The following is a 13,963-nucleotide window of genomic DNA, read 5'->3' as shown; positions in this document are numbered from 1 at the left end:
CTTTCTCAGGAGAGTTGCGGTGCGTCGTGCCGGGGTACGCCCGGCGCGCCGAAGGATTCCTGAGGAAGGGACGAGTTCAGGCTGGCAGGTGCGGGGGTGATCGGATCCGCTCAGCGGTGCCTTGGACGGCCCTGCGCGAGCGCTGCCCGGACCGCTCCGATGACTGCGTACCAGTCGTCCATCACCATGCGATACGTGAAACGGAGAGAGCGATAGCCGAGGATCGCCAACTGGGCGTCGCGCCAGCGATCCTGTTCATGGGCGTCCGGGGTGTCGTGGAACGCACGTCCATCCCACTCCACCACCAACCAATCGTCGATCAGCTCGTCGACGCGTCCGACACCGGGGATGTCGACCTGGTGTCGACCGACGATTCCAGCGCGTTCGAGCCGGATGCGACCGATGCTCTCGAGGAAACTCTCGCATCCCGACTCCAACCGAGGGAGTCTGCGCCTGCGCGCTTGCGGGAGTTCGTCCAGCCACGCGCGGAGCGCCCGCCCGCGGTGGGGTTCTCGGTGCAGGACGGAGTCCAAGATCGCGCCGGCGACGTCAGGGTGCTGGCAGGTGACGATCTGACGAACGGCCGACTCACGGCTCACCACGAGAAGCGGCGCGATCGAGCCGCCCCGAGGGACCACCGGTTGATCGTCGTCCCAGTGCAGGACCGTGTCGTCCCGATCCTGCGCGGGCGGATGACATCGGCGGTCGCTCACATCGCGGAGGCGTCCCGCGTTCGACGGGACGGCGACGTGTAGGCGCTGGTCTTCCGGTGTGGCCCAGCCGAACCAGGCGGCCGCCGAGATGCACGCGAGTCTCCCGCCGACCCGAACGGCTTGGACGATCTCCGGGGGTGCACCGGGGTCCGCGTACCAGCCTCGTTTCACCCTGATCAGCTCGGCCATCTCGACCGCGAGTCGGAGCGACCGTTTGGAATGACCGCGAGCCCGAAGCTGGTGCACCGTGGCGATACCGTACGCCGGGCGGAAGGCGTCGGTTCCTCCTGTCATTGGTCGATCGTCCACCCGGTCTCGCCGGACCGCCGAGTCACGCTGCTCATCTGGGGATGATCCGCCCCGCAGTGGACCTGGGGAGCGGTGACCCTATCTCAGGACAGTTGCGGCGGGTCGGGGAGCGGGCGAGGCGCCGCGCCGGCGGACTCCTGAGAAAGGACACTGAGCGGGAAGCCGACGCGGGACGGGGACAGGGGCGGGGAGGACGGTGGGCGGGGATAGGGTGGCGGGATGAGCATGCACGGCGGACGGGGCGGGCCACGCGGCGGTGCACCCGGGGGCGGCGGACCCCGCGCGGGCAGTCGCGTCAGCGGTGGCGACACGGCGGCGCAGAAGGCGCTCAACGCCGAGGCGCCGAAGATCCCGAACCTCGGCAAGCGCATCGTCGCGCTGTTCGTGCCCTTCCGCGCCAAGATCATCCTCACGATGGTGCTCGTCGTCATCGGTGCCGCCCTCGCGGTGCTCCCACCGCTGCTCGTCAAGCAGGCGTTCGACGTCGGCCTGTTCCCGACCGACGGTGGCAGCCCGAACCTCGTCGCCCTCGCGGAGATCGTCGGCGCGATGGTGGCGCTGTTCATCATCGCGGCGCTGCTCGGCGTCTGGCAGACCTACCTCACGGCGACCGTCGGCAACAGCGTCATGGGCGCCCTGCGCATCAAGCTGTTCTCGCAATTGCAGGCGATGGAGCTGAGCTTCTTCACCCGCACCAAGACGGGCATCATCCAGTCGCGCCTCCAGAACGACGTCGGTGGCGTCGCGAACGTCCTCACCAACACCGTCTCGAGCGTGCTCGGCAACACCGTGACGGTCATCTCCGCGCTCGTCGCCATGCTCATCCTCAACTGGCAGCTGACGATCGTCGCCCTCATCCTCATGCCGATCCTCGTGATCGCGCAGCGCCGCGTCGGTCAGGTCCGGGCGCGGATCGCCACGAAGACGCAGGAGTCGTTGTCGGAGATGACCGCGATCACGCAGGAGGCCCTGAGCGTCTCCGGCGTGCTCCTCGCGAAGAGCTTCAACCGCCAGGACACCGAGGTCGAGCGCTACAGCGCCGAGAACCGCACCCAGATCCGCCTCCAGGTCAGCCAGGCGATGAGCGGACAGTGGTTCTTCGCGATGGTGAACATCTTCCTGTCGTCGATCCCCGCGATCGTCTACCTCGTGGCCGGCTGGCTCATCACCGGTGGGGCCGCGGACGTCACCGCCGGCTCGATCGTCGCCTTCACCACCATCCAGGCCCGCCTGCTGTTCCCGCTCATGGGCGTCATGCGGGTCGCCCTCGACCTGCAGACCTCCGGAGCCCTCTTCGCGCGGATCTTCGAGTACTTGGACCTCAAGCCCGCGATCGCCGACCGCCCCGGGGCCGCACCGCTCCCGAGCGTCGCACCGCAGATCCGCTTCGACGACGTCACCTTCCGCTACGCCGACGCCCAGGACGACTCGACCCCCACCCTCGACGGGGTCTCCTTCACGATCGAACCCGGACAGTTCGCCGCGTTCGTCGGACCCTCGGGAGCGGGCAAGACGACCATCTCCTACCTCATCCCGCGCTTCCAAGAGGTGTCGGACGGCCGGGTCATGGTGGCGGGCGCCGACGTCCGCGACGTCACCCAGGAGTCCCTCGTCTCCCGCATCGGCATCGTCAGCCAGGAGACCTACCTCTTCCACGCGACGATCGCCGAGAACCTCCGCTACGCGAAGCCCGACGCGACCCTCGACGAGCTCGAGGCCGCCTGCCGCGCCGCGAACATCCACGAGACGATCGCTCGGTTCGAGGACGGCTACGACACGCTCGTCGGGGAACGCGGCTACCGCTTGTCCGGCGGTGAGAAGCAGCGCATCGCCATCGCGCGCGTGCTGCTGAAGGACCCGGAGGTGCTCATCCTCGACGAGGCGACGAGCGCCCTCGACACGATCTCCGAACGGGTCGTCCAGGTCGCCCTCGACGACGCGACCCGCGGACGCACGACGGTATCGATCGCGCACCGCCTGTCGACCGTCGTGCACGCCGACGTCATCTTCGTGCTCGATCGCGGGCGCATCGTGGAGCGTGGCACCCACCAGGAGCTGCTCGCCGCCGGCGGCGTGTACGCGACGCTCTACGCGCAGCAGGCCGTCACCGCCTGAGTCGAGACGGCAGGCGCTGCGACGTCTCGTCTGGACACGTCGCAGCGCGCACGGCAGTCCGGCCCGGCAATGTCCGGCCAGCGAAGAACCGCCGTCCGGCCATTGTGGGCGCGTGACACGTGTGGCTAGAGTGAGCGCCATCGTGACCCCCGAAGGAGGGGGACGCCCGCGCACCGCCGGATCGAGTAGGGGACTCGTCGATGACCGCAGCTGTGAACGCACCATCCGGACCCCCGTCAGGTGACGGCACTCCGCCCGTGGACGCCTCCACGACGGGTCCTCCGATCCCTCCAGCGCCGTCCTCGGTCGCGCGGTCCCGGAGGCTCGGGCGTCGTCGCTTCGGCCGCCCCGGCTTCAGCATCCAGTCGAAACTCCTGGTGATGCTGCTGCTGGTCAGCGTGGGGGCGTCGGTGGTGACCGGCATCGTCGGATACCTCTCCGGCAGTGAATCCCTCCGACAGGCGTCGTTCGAGCGACTGACCGAGTTGCGCGAGTCGCGTGCCCGCGAGATCACCAACTACTACCGCCAGACGGCGGACTCGCTCGTCGTCTACACCCGTGGCACGACCGTCGTCGATGCGATGAACCGGTACCACGACGCGTTCCAGGAGCTCGAGGAGCAGCCGGTCGAGCCGGCGCGAGCTGCGGAGGTCGACCGTTTCTACACGGACACCTTCGTCCCCGCGCTCAACGAACGGACCGGCGACACGGCGGATCCAGAGGCGTTCATCCCGACGAACCCGGCCCAGACCTACCTGCAGTCGGTCTACACGCCCACCGATCTCGACTACGACCAGGCGATCACGGTCGACGACGCCGGTGACGGGAGCACGTGGTCGGCCGTCAACGCGACCTACAACGACTACTTCCGCGAGATCATCAACCGGTTCGGCTACGAGGACGCCCTTCTCATCGACGACGAGGGTGACGTCGTCTACAGCGCGTTCAAGGGACCGGACCTCGGGACCAACGTGCTGACGGGCCCGTACCAGGGCGGCGTCCTCGGCGACGGGTTCACGAAGGCCCTGCGGTCCAACGCGGTCGACTACACGGGCATCACCGACTTCGAGCGGTATCAGCCCTCGCTCAACGTCCCCACGCAGTGGATCTTCTCGCCGGTCGGGCAGGATGGCCGCATCGACGGCGTCCTGGCGCTGCAGGTGCCGATCGAGCAGATCAACTCGATCATGACGAGCGGCGGGGAATGGAAGCAGGACGGCCTGGGCGAGACCGGCGAGACCTACCTCGCCGGACCCGATCAGCTGATGCGTTCGACGTCCCGACTGCTCATCGAGGACCCGAAGGCGTATCTCAAGCAGTCCGTCGCGGCCGGCACGCCACCGCAGGACGCGCAGCGCGCGGTCGACGTCAAGGGCACGATCGAGATCCAGCCGACCCGCACCCAGTCCGTGGAGCGGGCGCTCGCCGGGGAGACCGGCACCCTCATCGGTCGTGGTTACCTCGGTGGGGAGAACCTGACGGCGTACACACCACTCGACATCGACGGGCTCCAGTGGGTGCTCGTCGCGCGGATCGAGGCGTCGGAGGCCTTCGCTCCGGTCACCGACTTCACGCGCAACCTCATCATCTCCGTGCTGGCGATCGTGGTCGTCGTGTCGTTGCTCTCGCTGTTACTGGCGCAGGTGTTCGCACGCCCGGTGCGGTCCCTCGTCGGCGCGGTGCGGCGCGTGGCCGCCGGTGACTACAGCGTCGAGGTACCGGGCAACAGGCGTGACGAGTTCGGCGACCTGGGCGCGGCCTTCAACGACATGAGTCGCAGCCTCCGGGTGAAGCAGGAACTCATCGACGAGCAGCGCGCCGAGAACGAGAAGCTCCTGCTGACGCTCATGCCGGCCACGGTGGCGAAACGCTACAAGGAGGGCGAGGAGACCATCTCCGAGGTCCACCAGGACGTGTCGGTCATCTTCGCGGACCTCGTCGGGTTCGACGACCTCACCCGAGGCCTCGACCCGGAGCGCGAGCTTTCGATGCTCAACGCCCTCGTCCGCAGCTTCGACGAGGCCGCGGAGCGACTCGGGATCGAGCAGGTACGGACGCTGCGGGAGGGCTACCTCGCGAGCTGTGGCCTCATCGTGCCCCGCGTCGACAACGTCCGCAGGACCCTCGACTTCGCGCTGGAGATGCGCACGATCGTCGAACGCTTCAACGCCCAGCACCAGGCCGAACTGACGCTCCGGATCGGCGTGGACACGGGTGTCGTGACGAGTGGCCTCGTCGGTCGCACGAGTCTCGCCTACGACATGTGGGGTGACGCGGTCAGCCTCGCCAACCAGGTCCAGTCGGTCTCCGGTCGGGCCGGGATCTTCGTCAGCCAGCGGGTGCGCGACCGCATGCAGGACACCGTCACCTTCGAGGCCGCCGGCACCGTGGAGACGCGCGGGGGTCCGCAGGCCGTCTGGCAGGTCGTGGCAGGGACGACGTCATGACGCAGGTGTGGCAGGAGGCGTGGTTCCCGTGGGCCATCGCGCTCGCGGTCGGTGTCCCGGTCCTCCTCATCGTCCTCACCGAGGTGCTGGGCGCACTGACCCGGCGCGGGAACGCCGCGGCCAAGCCGGTACGCCTCATGCGGAACTACGTCGTGCCGGTCGGCGCGGTGTTCGCGCTCCTGGTGTTCGCTTCGCTGCGGGCGGACGACCTCATCTGGGTCCGGATCGTCGGAACGGTCCTCGGTTTCCTCGTGATCCTGCTCATCCTGTCGGCGTTCAACGTGGCGCTGTTCGCCAACGCGGAGGAGGGCTCGTGGCGTGACCGCATCCCGTCGATCTTCGTGGACCTCGCTCGGCTCGCGCTGATCCTCATCGGACTCGCCATCCTGTTCTCGTGGGTGTGGGGCGCCGACATCGGCGGCCTGGTCACCGCGCTCGGCGTCACCTCGATCGTGATCGGCCTCGCCCTCCAGAACGCGGTCGGCGGGGTCATCTCCGGACTGCTGCTGCTGTTCGAACAGCCCTTCAAACTGGGGGACTGGTTGGACACCGGGAATGTCCGTGGTCGCGTGGTCGAGGTCAATTGGCGTGCGGTGCACCTCGACACCGGCAACGGTATCCAGATCGTGCCGAACTCGTCGCTCGCCGGGTCGTCGTTCACGAACCTGAGTCAGCCCGTCGGTGCCTACACCGCGAGCGTCGAAGTGACCTTCTCCACCGACGACCCGCCGGACGACGTGCTCCGGCTGCTCCGCGAGGTCGGCTCTGGCCTTCCGATGCTCGAGCCGGGGGACGTGGTGTCCGCGTCCTACCTCGGTGCCGCGCGGTTCGCCGTCACCCTCCCCGTGTCCGGGCCCTCCACCGCCGACGCCGCCGTCGCCCTGTTCCGCGCCTGGCTCTGGTACGCCGCGCGGCGCCGCGGTCTCGCGCTCGACGGGGACAGCACCGACCCCATTGCGACGCCGGAGCGCTTGCGGAGTGCCATCGCCGCACTGGCCCCCACGCTCCACGCGCGTGAGGAGGACTACGACGACCTCGCCCGGACGTGCACGCTCGAACGGTACGGGCCGGGGGAGACCATCCAGCAGGCGGGAACCATCCCCGGAGCGATGCGGTTCCTCGTCGAGGGCGGCGTCCATCTCGCCGTGCCGACGACGGACGGGCTCATCACCTTCCAACGACTCGGCGTCGGCGACTTCATCGGCCAGACGGCGCTGACGAGGGAGGTCGCCATGGCCGCCGCGATCGCCGACGGCACGACCCTGGTCCTGCGGATGCCGCTGTCCACCATCGACCAGCTCGTGCGGAGCAAGCCCCGCCTGGCCCAGGAGATCGGCGCCTCCATCGACAACAAGCATCGGCAGGCGCAGGCGGCGCTCGCCGAGGCGGGGATCGTCCGCGGTACGATCGGCCGGTAGCCAGCAGCCGTCCCCAGCCGAGCGAGGAACCGATGCCGAACCCCGATGGACCGTCCGGGTCGCGGCCGTCTCCCGCCGGCGAGTCCGTGACGGAGCGGATCCGCACGGCGATCTACGACGGGACGCTCGCCTCGGGCGAGCTGCTCATCGAGGCGGAACTCCGGGAGTGGCTCGACGCTCCGAGCGAGGAGATCGCCGCAGCACTCCGGGAACTCGAACGCGTCGGACTGGTCGAGACGGCACCGCAGCGGCACACCCGTGTCGCGCAGCCACGCGCTGAGGACCGGACAGCCGTGCTGCAGACCCTCGGAGCGCTCGTCAGCGGCGTCGTCCGGGTCACCGTCCCGACCTTGACCCCGGGGCAACGGGCCGAGCTCCTGGCGTTCGTCGAGCACACCATGACGACCGTGGCGGCGGAGGACGCGGATGCGCACGGCCGCTGCGTCTGGGGGCTCGTGGACCGGTTCCTGAAGCACTGCGAGAACCCGGTCCTCGTCTCCGCGACGAAAGACGTGATCGGCGCCCTGATCTACCGCGTCGTGGCGACGCGGTCGGCTGAGACGGTCGACTGGTCGGATCTGCGCGTCGGGTACCCGCACCTCCGATCCGCGATCGCCTCGGGCGACGCCGTCGGCGCGGAGCTCGCGATCGAGCACGTCTTCCGGCTCCAGGTCCCGCTCCAGGACCTGGAGGTGCACTGACGGACGGCGACATGCGGACCGCGGGCTGTCGCCGGCGGGACGCCTGGCAATAGTCTGCTGGTGACGCGGTGGCCGCGAGCCGACCGCGTCCACGTCGTCACCTCGAACGAGAAGAGTCCAGATGTCCTCCCCGGAAGTCCCACCCTCCGTCGAACCGACGACCGCGTCGCAGCTGCTCGCCGAGGTCGCGGGCACCTTCCTGCTCGTCTTCGGTCTCGTCGGGACGGCGACCTTCTCCGCGTTCTTCGGCGAAGAGACGTCGAACCCCCTGGGCGTCGGCTTCCTCGGGGTGGCGATCGCCCTCGGCCTCTCGGTGACCATCGCCGCCTACGCGTTCGGCCCCGTCTCCGGCGGGCACTTCAACCCAGCGGTGACGCTCGGGCTGGCCGCCGCCGGTCGGTTCTCCTGGCGTGCGACGTGGACGTTCATCCTCGCGCAGCTCGTCGGAGCGTTCCTCGGCGCACTGGCGGTCTTCGGCCTCGCGGCCGGCGGCCCGGCAGGATTCCTCGACAAGGCCGTTGCGAGCGGCTTCGTCTCGAACGGCTTCGGTGAGCTCTCGCCCGGCGGATTCGGACTCGTCTCGGCGATCGTCATCGAGGTCGTCATCACCGCCCTCTTCCTGTACGTCATCCTGGGCGTCACGCACACCCGGGCCGCCGCAGGCTTCGCGCCGATCGCCATCGGCGGCACCCTCACCCTGTTCCTGTTGATCGCGATCCCGATCGACAACGGCTCGATCAACCCGGCGCGCTCCATCGCGACCGCCATCTTCGGCGGGGGCGACTGGCTCGCGCAGGTCTGGGTGTTCATCGTGTTCCCGATCATCGGCGCGCTGATCGCCGGATTCAGCTACCGGATCCTGTTCGAGGGGACCCGCCCGGCGGGTTCCCGACCGGTCGCGAACCGCAGCTGAGTCGTCTCCGGATCGCCCGCACCCCGTCCGCCCTGGCTGGACGGGGTGCGTCGTTTCGGGCCGGCACCCCGCGAACGCGGGCAACCCGCATTGGGGGACGCGCTTTCCACGGGCACCGAGCATGCTTGAGGTTCGAGCGCCGGAACCTTGGAGGGGCGATGACGATGACCGAACGCGACGCCCCCACGACCGCGTGGGTGGGTCCGCTGCAGGATGGCGGCAGCATGCCCGATGCGCCACTCCCACCGGACGTCGCCTGGGAGCTCCTCCGGGAAGCGCTGGTCGAGGATTTCATCGACGACCTCCCGCGTCCGGTCCGGACGGCGGAACTCGCGGCGCGGCTCCATGTGAGCCGAGCGTCCCTCATGACCAACATCCGTCGTGGCAATGTCGTCGCGAACCGTCGCGCCGGCCGATGGGAGATCGACACCGTCGCCAGCCGCACCTATCTGCGGTCGGCCATCCTCAGCCTCGGTGAACGTCGTCGCGCGCTGAGCGGTGTCGATGAGGACCGCTCCGCGACCGTGCAATTGACGCTCAGCGGGCGCGCGTCAGAAGTGCTCTCGGACCTCATGCAGGACACGCACCTGTCCGCCCCGGAACTCGTGGCCATCGCGCTCGACCGGTTCCGGAGCAACCCCGTCGACGGCGGCGTCGAGGGCCGCTGACCGGCACGGAGTGACGATCGACCGCTGACCGCCGCAGACGCGAACGGCCGGGCTCCCGTCGGGACCCGGCCGTCACGCGTCTCGAGCCGGGGACTACTCGTTCCCGACGGCCTTGTCCGCGGCGTCGCGAGCGCTGTCGATCTGCCCGTCGAACTTGCCGCCGGTGACCTTCTTGGCCGCGTCGGCCACGGTGCCGAGGAGCTTGTCGCTGATGTCCTCGGCCTGCTCGCTCTTCAGGGCGTCCTTGACCTTGTTGTCGTTCAGGAATTCCTGAGCCTTCTTGGTGATGTCGTCCAGTGCCATCCGTCGCTCCTGTTCATCGGGCCCGTTCGGGCGTCGGGATCATTCTTCGCCGTCAGTCGGTGTTCTGGCTAGCCCCTTGTCGGAGCCCGCAGGTCGTCCGGGCGGTCGACGGGACGTCAGCCGGCGAGGTCGACCGGTCCGCCCCGGTCGTCGAGCATGCCGGTCATGAGCTCGATCTCCGCCTGCTGGCTCGCGATCACCGCGCGCGTGAAGGCCAGCGCGGTCGCGTTCGTGGTCCGCGGCTGCAACGCCTCGGCCATCTCGACCGCGCCGCGGTGATGGGCGATCATCAGGGTCAGGAACACCCGCTCGGCCTGGACCCCGGACGCCGCCGTCAGCTGGTCGATCTGGGCGGGTGTGGCGAGGCCCGGCATCGGATCGCCCGGGGTGTGGGTGGACCCGGGGGTCGCCGAGTCGCCGCCGTGCGCATGGCCGCTCGCACCCGAGAGCGTGGGGAGCGTCATCCACGTCATGTCCGGCTGCCGTGAGCCCTGCGGCAGGTTCCACTGGACGAGCCAGTCGTACAACTGACCGGACTGCTGCGCCTGGGTGGTCGCGATGTCGTACGCGAGGGTGCGCACGTCGACCGCGTCCGTCCGGTCGCGGATGAGCATGGCGAGCTCGACACCCTGGTTGTGGTGCACCTGCATGTCGCGCGAGAAGCCCGCCTCGGCGCTCGTCGTGGTGGGTGTCGGGTCGGCGAGCGTACTGAGCCGACCGACCGAGAAACCGATCGCCGCAGCGACCATGATCGCGACGACGGCCATCGCGGCGATGACGACGCGGGTCCGGCTGGAGCCGTCGGGGGAGCCCTGCGCCTCCCAGGCGGCGAGTTCCTCGTCGGTCACACCGCCGTCGGCCGGTTCACCGGTCGCCGGGGCGTCGGGGGTGCTCGCCGGGGTCAACGGATCAGACCTTGCCGGGACCGTCGATCGCGCCCGTGCAGGCCGCGCCGGGCTCCGGGACGTTGTTGCTCTTCCAGAACTCCTCGAAGAAGTCGGCGATGCGCGCGTCGCTCGCGTTGTTGACCTGCAGCTGGGAGTTCCAGCCGCTCAGCACGATCGGGGAGGGGAGGTCGGACTTCGGCGACAGGATGACGTACGTGGTGGGGAGCAGCTCCTTGAGCTTCGTGAGCTCCGCGTCGCTGAGGGACGGGTCGTAGGTGACCCAGATCGCACCGTGCTCGAGGGAGTGGACCGCGTTCTCGTTGGTCTGCTCCTCGGTGTAGACGCCGCAGTTCAGCCAGTACTGGTCGTGCGGACCACCTGCCGGCGGGTTCTGCGGGTAGTCGACCGTGCCCTCGACGTGCTCCGAGGTGTTCTGGAACAGTTGCACGCCCGCGATGTCCTGGCCGGTGCCGGTGCCGCCGCCGGGGTAGCTGGCGTTCTTGGGCAGGGTGAGGACGACACTCGTGATGAGGACGGCGATGACGGCCACGCCGCCGACGACAGCGGCCCAGATCCCGATGCGGCGGTTGCGGTTCTTCCGCTTCTGCGCCTGCTTGAACGCCGCGACCTTGGCCTGACGCTGGGCTTCGCGCTCCTGCTTCGCGCTCTGCTGCTTGACGGCGGGCGGGACGGGGGTGTTCTTGGGGCGATCTGCTGCAGGGGTCACGGGGGCCTCTCGAAAAGTTGTATGCGTAACTATCGAACCAGATGTGCTTCCGGGGGCCGTTCCGGCGCCTGGCGATGCGCAGTCGATTCTCAGCCTCATCCAAGCAGACGGCGGGTGAAACCAAGAGTTAGCCTCATCTAACAAATGTAGCTCGGTGTTGCTAACATGGCCGACGTGACCACCGACCTCGCTGCTCCGGCGACCCGCGCGCCCCGCGGACCGCGACTCCTGTTCCTGCTCGGACCCGCCTTCGTGGCGGCGATCGCCTACGTCGATCCCGGGAACGTCGCGGCGAACCTCACGGCGGGAGCCCAGTACGGCTACCTGCTGGTGTGGGTGCTCGTCGCCGCGAACGCGATGGCCGTGCTCGTCCAGTACCTCTCCGCCAAGCTCGGCCTCGTCACCGGGCAGAGCCTGCCCGAGTTGCTCGGCTCGCGACTGCGAACCGGGCCGCGTCGGCTCTACTGGGTGCAGGCTGAGCTCGTCGCCGCCGCGACCGACCTCGCCGAGGTGATCGGCGGCGCCGTGGCGCTCCACCTGCTGTTCGGGATCCCGCTCGTGCTCGGCGGCGTCATCGTGGGGGTCTTCTCGATCGTGCTCCTCGCCGTGCAGAACTGGTACGGCCAGCGGCACTTCGAGTTCGCGATCCTGACGCTCCTCGCCGTCATCGCCGTCGGCTTCCTCGCCGGCCTGTTCGTCAGTCCCGTCGACTGGGGTGCCGCGGCCGGAGGCCTCGTGCCACGGTTCGAGGGCACGGCGACGGTCCTGCTCGCCGCGAGCATGCTCGGCGCGACGGTCATGCCGCACGCGATCTACCTCCACTCCTCGCTCAGTCGGGACCGGCACGGCGTCCAGACGAGTGACGGTGCCATCCGTCGGCTCATCGTGGCGACCCGCTGGGACGTCGCGGCGGCACTCGTCCTCGCCGGAGCGGTGAACATCGCGATGCTGCTGCTCGCGGCCGCATCGCTCGGCGGTGTCGACGGGACGGACTCGATCGAGGGCGCGCACGCGGCGATCACCGCCGCGCTCGGGCCCGTCATCGGCGTGATCTTCGCCATCGGGCTGCTCGCCTCCGGGCTCGCCTCGACCTCGGTGGGCGCCTACGCGGGAGCGGCGATCATGGGCGGGCTCCTCAAGGTGCGCATCCCGTTGCTCGCCCGACGGGTGATCACCCTCATCCCGGCGCTCGCCATCCTGGCGGCGGGCATCGACCCGACCACCGCGCTCGTGCTGAGCCAGGTGTTCCTCAGCCTCGGCATCCCCTTCGCGCTCATCCCGCTCGTGCGCTACACGGGCGACCGGCGGATCATGGGTGTCCATGTCGACCAGCTCGCCACCCGGGTGTTCGCCTGGGTCGTGGTCGCACTCATCGTCTCGCTGAACGTCGCGCTCATCGTGCTGACCTTCTTCGGGTGATCCGCCCGGCGGTTCATCCGCCCGAAGACGGGCGAGTGGAGCTGCCGGCGATCAGGCGACGACCGTCACCCAGACGGCATCGGCGGCGAGGCGGCCGAGCGTGAGGCGCGTGCCGGTCGCGGTGAGCCGGAGTTCGAGTTCGCCCGCGAACGCACGGTGGTCGTCGACGCTCAGTTCGGTGTCGAGGACGATGCCGAGGCTGCTCAGGTGTCGGAGGGTCTCCGGGTCGGCGTCCGAGATGCGGCACACCGTCAACGGGCTGTCGGACGGAGCCTCGTTCAACCGGACCGCGTCCGGGCGGTGCGGGGTGCCGTCGGCGGAGGGGATCGGGTCGCCGTGCGGATCGCGGATCGGGTGGCCGAGCGCGGCGTCGATGCGTTCGATCATCGTGTCGCTCGCCGCGTGTTCGAGGATCTCCGCCTCGTCGTGGACCTCGTCCCAGCCGTAGCCGAGCATCTCGACGAGGAAGGTCTCGATGAGTCGGTGCCGCCGCACCATCGCGACCGCGTGCGCCTGCCCGGCGGGGGTGAGCTCGATGCTGCCGTAGGGCTCGTGCACGACGAGTCCCTGGGCGGCGAGTCGCTTCACCGCGTCGGAGGCGGTCGCGGGACGGACACCCATGCGATCCGCGAGCAGCTTGACGGTGGCCGACTCGTCGGCCCACTCGGAGGTCGTCCAGATCGTCTTGAGGTAGTCCTGGGAGACGGCGGAGAGGCCGGAGACGGTCATGCCTCCAGTCTAGGGAGCGCGGTGCGCGTCCATCATGCGTCCTTCGGCAGGCCACCGGGTGTTCACGCCCGCCTGGCAGAATGGGCACCGGCACCCCCGAACGGGGCACCCGACTGCTACGGTCGAGTCCTCGCACCCGCGAACACCGATCCATCCGACGAGAAGGGCCACGTGATGTCCCAGGCGCTGCGCACCTCGACCGCACGGCTCGGATCCGGCGCGCGTGCCACGCTCGAACTCGTCGCCGCCGCCATGGCGGGCGAAGGCCACCTGGAGGCACCCGGGGCGGACGGGACACCCCGTCGTCGCCCGGTCGAGCTCGTGTTGCGCCGGCTTCCGGCGCTCCTCGCGGTGCTGCTGCTCGCCGCGGTCGTGCTCACGGTCATCGGTGTCCTCATGGTGCTGACCCTCGCCGTCCGGCTGGTGTCCTCTGCTGTCTCGGCACTCGGTCCGCGGCCGCGACTCGTCGCGATCCACTGACGCCGGATCGGCCCCGTCATCCGGCTGCGTTCCCTGCACTCGCCGGGTAGGGTGGTCTGCATGCGTCTCCGCCTGTCGTGTTCCTGCTGTCCCCGCTGAACCGTCCCTGCCGGGATGCCGCCTCAGCCGCCCCA

Annotated in this window: 13 protein-coding genes; 8 read left to right on the top strand and 5 right to left on the bottom strand. The window is 69.5% G+C overall.

Annotation, left to right across the window (positions count from 1 at the left end; translation table 11 throughout):
* Positions 1-110: 110 nt before the first annotated feature.
* Entirely contained in the window at positions 111-1,007 is an 897-nt protein-coding gene (locus RWN05_RS08615) for a DUF559 domain-containing protein (protein ID WP_064294527.1), read from the bottom strand.
* 240 nt (positions 1,008-1,247) lie between these two features.
* Here RWN05_RS08615 and RWN05_RS08610 point away from each other — a divergent pair, with 240 nt between their 5' ends.
* The 6 genes from RWN05_RS08610 (at position 1,248) to RWN05_RS08585 (ending at position 9,284) form a co-directional block, all read left to right on the top strand.
* Positions 1,248-3,137: an ABC transporter ATP-binding protein gene (locus tag RWN05_RS08610; protein ID WP_071259300.1), complete on the top strand. Its 1,890-nt coding sequence runs from the start codon at positions 1,248-1,250 to the stop codon at positions 3,135-3,137.
* A 380-nt stretch (positions 3,138-3,517) separates the two neighbouring features.
* Positions 3,518-5,584 (top strand): adenylate/guanylate cyclase domain-containing protein, encoded by a 2,067-nt coding sequence (locus tag RWN05_RS08605; protein ID WP_314139280.1) that lies wholly within the window; start codon positions 3,518-3,520, stop codon positions 5,582-5,584.
* A complete protein-coding gene (locus tag RWN05_RS08600; protein ID WP_314139279.1) occupies positions 5,581-7,002 on the top strand; it encodes a mechanosensitive ion channel domain-containing protein in 1,422 nt (473 codons plus the stop codon). The genes RWN05_RS08605 and RWN05_RS08600 overlap by 4 nt, the downstream gene beginning before the upstream one ends.
* Before the next feature lie 32 nt (positions 7,003-7,034).
* The gene (locus RWN05_RS08595) at positions 7,035-7,703 is read left to right on the top strand and encodes a GntR family transcriptional regulator (protein WP_314139278.1); all 669 of its coding nucleotides are present in this window, start codon (positions 7,035-7,037) and stop codon (positions 7,701-7,703) included.
* Between the two features lie 121 nt (positions 7,704-7,824).
* Positions 7,825-8,616, top strand: coding sequence for an aquaporin (locus RWN05_RS08590; protein WP_314139277.1), 792 nt, complete (start codon positions 7,825-7,827; stop codon positions 8,614-8,616).
* A 158-nt stretch (positions 8,617-8,774) separates the two neighbouring features.
* Positions 8,775-9,284, top strand: a complete 510-nt coding sequence (locus RWN05_RS08585) for a hypothetical protein (protein WP_314139275.1) — start codon at positions 8,775-8,777, stop codon at positions 9,282-9,284.
* Positions 9,285-9,377: 93 nt separating this feature from the next.
* Here RWN05_RS08585 and RWN05_RS08580 read toward each other — a convergent pair whose 3' ends face one another.
* The 3 genes from RWN05_RS08580 to RWN05_RS08570 form a co-directional block, all read right to left on the bottom strand.
* Complete coding sequence (locus RWN05_RS08580; protein ID WP_064295701.1) at positions 9,378-9,587, bottom strand: antitoxin; 210 nt, start codon at positions 9,585-9,587, stop codon at positions 9,378-9,380.
* Positions 9,588-9,703: 116 nt separating this feature from the next.
* Positions 9,704-10,492 carry a DUF305 domain-containing protein gene (locus RWN05_RS08575; RefSeq protein ID WP_314139274.1) on the bottom strand — a complete coding sequence of 263 codons (789 nt, stop codon included), beginning with the start codon at positions 10,490-10,492 and terminating at the stop codon, positions 9,704-9,706.
* Between the two features lie 4 nt (positions 10,493-10,496).
* Positions 10,497-11,201, bottom strand: coding sequence for a DUF3105 domain-containing protein (locus tag RWN05_RS08570; protein WP_314139273.1), 705 nt, complete (start codon positions 11,199-11,201; stop codon positions 10,497-10,499).
* Between the two features lie 165 nt (positions 11,202-11,366).
* On the opposite strand from RWN05_RS08570, the gene RWN05_RS08565 reads away from it, so the two are divergent.
* Complete coding sequence (locus RWN05_RS08565) at positions 11,367-12,620, top strand: Nramp family divalent metal transporter (RefSeq protein WP_175117364.1); 1,254 nt, start codon at positions 11,367-11,369, stop codon at positions 12,618-12,620.
* 51 nt (positions 12,621-12,671) lie between these two features.
* On the opposite strand, the gene RWN05_RS08560 is transcribed toward RWN05_RS08565, so the two are convergent.
* The gene (locus tag RWN05_RS08560; protein WP_064295704.1) at positions 12,672-13,349 is read right to left on the bottom strand and encodes a metal-dependent transcriptional regulator; all 678 of its coding nucleotides are present in this window, start codon (positions 13,347-13,349) and stop codon (positions 12,672-12,674) included.
* 171 nt (positions 13,350-13,520) lie between these two features.
* On the opposite strand from RWN05_RS08560, the gene RWN05_RS08555 reads away from it, so the two are divergent.
* A complete protein-coding gene (locus RWN05_RS08555) occupies positions 13,521-13,829 on the top strand; it encodes a hypothetical protein (RefSeq protein ID WP_314139272.1) in 309 nt (102 codons plus the stop codon).
* Positions 13,830-13,963: the final 134 nt, after the last annotated feature.

Origin of the sequence: uncultured Plantibacter sp. (genome assembly GCF_963518075.1) — a bacterium.
In the GTDB taxonomy this organism is placed as follows: Bacteria; Actinomycetota; Actinomycetes; order Actinomycetales; family Microbacteriaceae; genus Plantibacter; species Plantibacter flavus_A.
Note: the sequence above shows the minus strand (reverse complement) of the source record. Positions and strands in the feature narration are given on the sequence as shown.

Coding starts and splice junctions, on each gene's coding strand:
- RWN05_RS08560 (WP_064295704.1), bottom strand. CDS start 13,349: ATGACCGTCTCCGGCCTCTCCGCCGTCTCCCAGGACTACCTCAAGACG.
- RWN05_RS08585 (WP_314139275.1), top strand. CDS start 8,775: ATGACGATGACCGAACGCGACGCCCCCACGACCGCGTGGGTGGGTCCG.
- RWN05_RS08610 (WP_071259300.1), top strand. CDS start 1,248: ATGCACGGCGGACGGGGCGGGCCACGCGGCGGTGCACCCGGGGGCGGC.
- RWN05_RS08595 (WP_314139278.1), top strand. CDS start 7,035: ATGCCGAACCCCGATGGACCGTCCGGGTCGCGGCCGTCTCCCGCCGGC.
- RWN05_RS08590 (WP_314139277.1), top strand. CDS start 7,825: ATGTCCTCCCCGGAAGTCCCACCCTCCGTCGAACCGACGACCGCGTCG.
- RWN05_RS08605 (WP_314139280.1), top strand. CDS start 3,518: ATGCTGCTGCTGGTCAGCGTGGGGGCGTCGGTGGTGACCGGCATCGTC.
- RWN05_RS08615 (WP_064294527.1), bottom strand. CDS start 1,007: ATGACAGGAGGAACCGACGCCTTCCGCCCGGCGTACGGTATCGCCACG.
- RWN05_RS08580 (WP_064295701.1), bottom strand. CDS start 9,587: ATGGCACTGGACGACATCACCAAGAAGGCTCAGGAATTCCTGAACGAC.
- RWN05_RS08600 (WP_314139279.1), top strand. CDS start 5,581: ATGACGCAGGTGTGGCAGGAGGCGTGGTTCCCGTGGGCCATCGCGCTC.
- RWN05_RS08565 (WP_175117364.1), top strand. CDS start 11,367: ATGGCCGACGTGACCACCGACCTCGCTGCTCCGGCGACCCGCGCGCCC.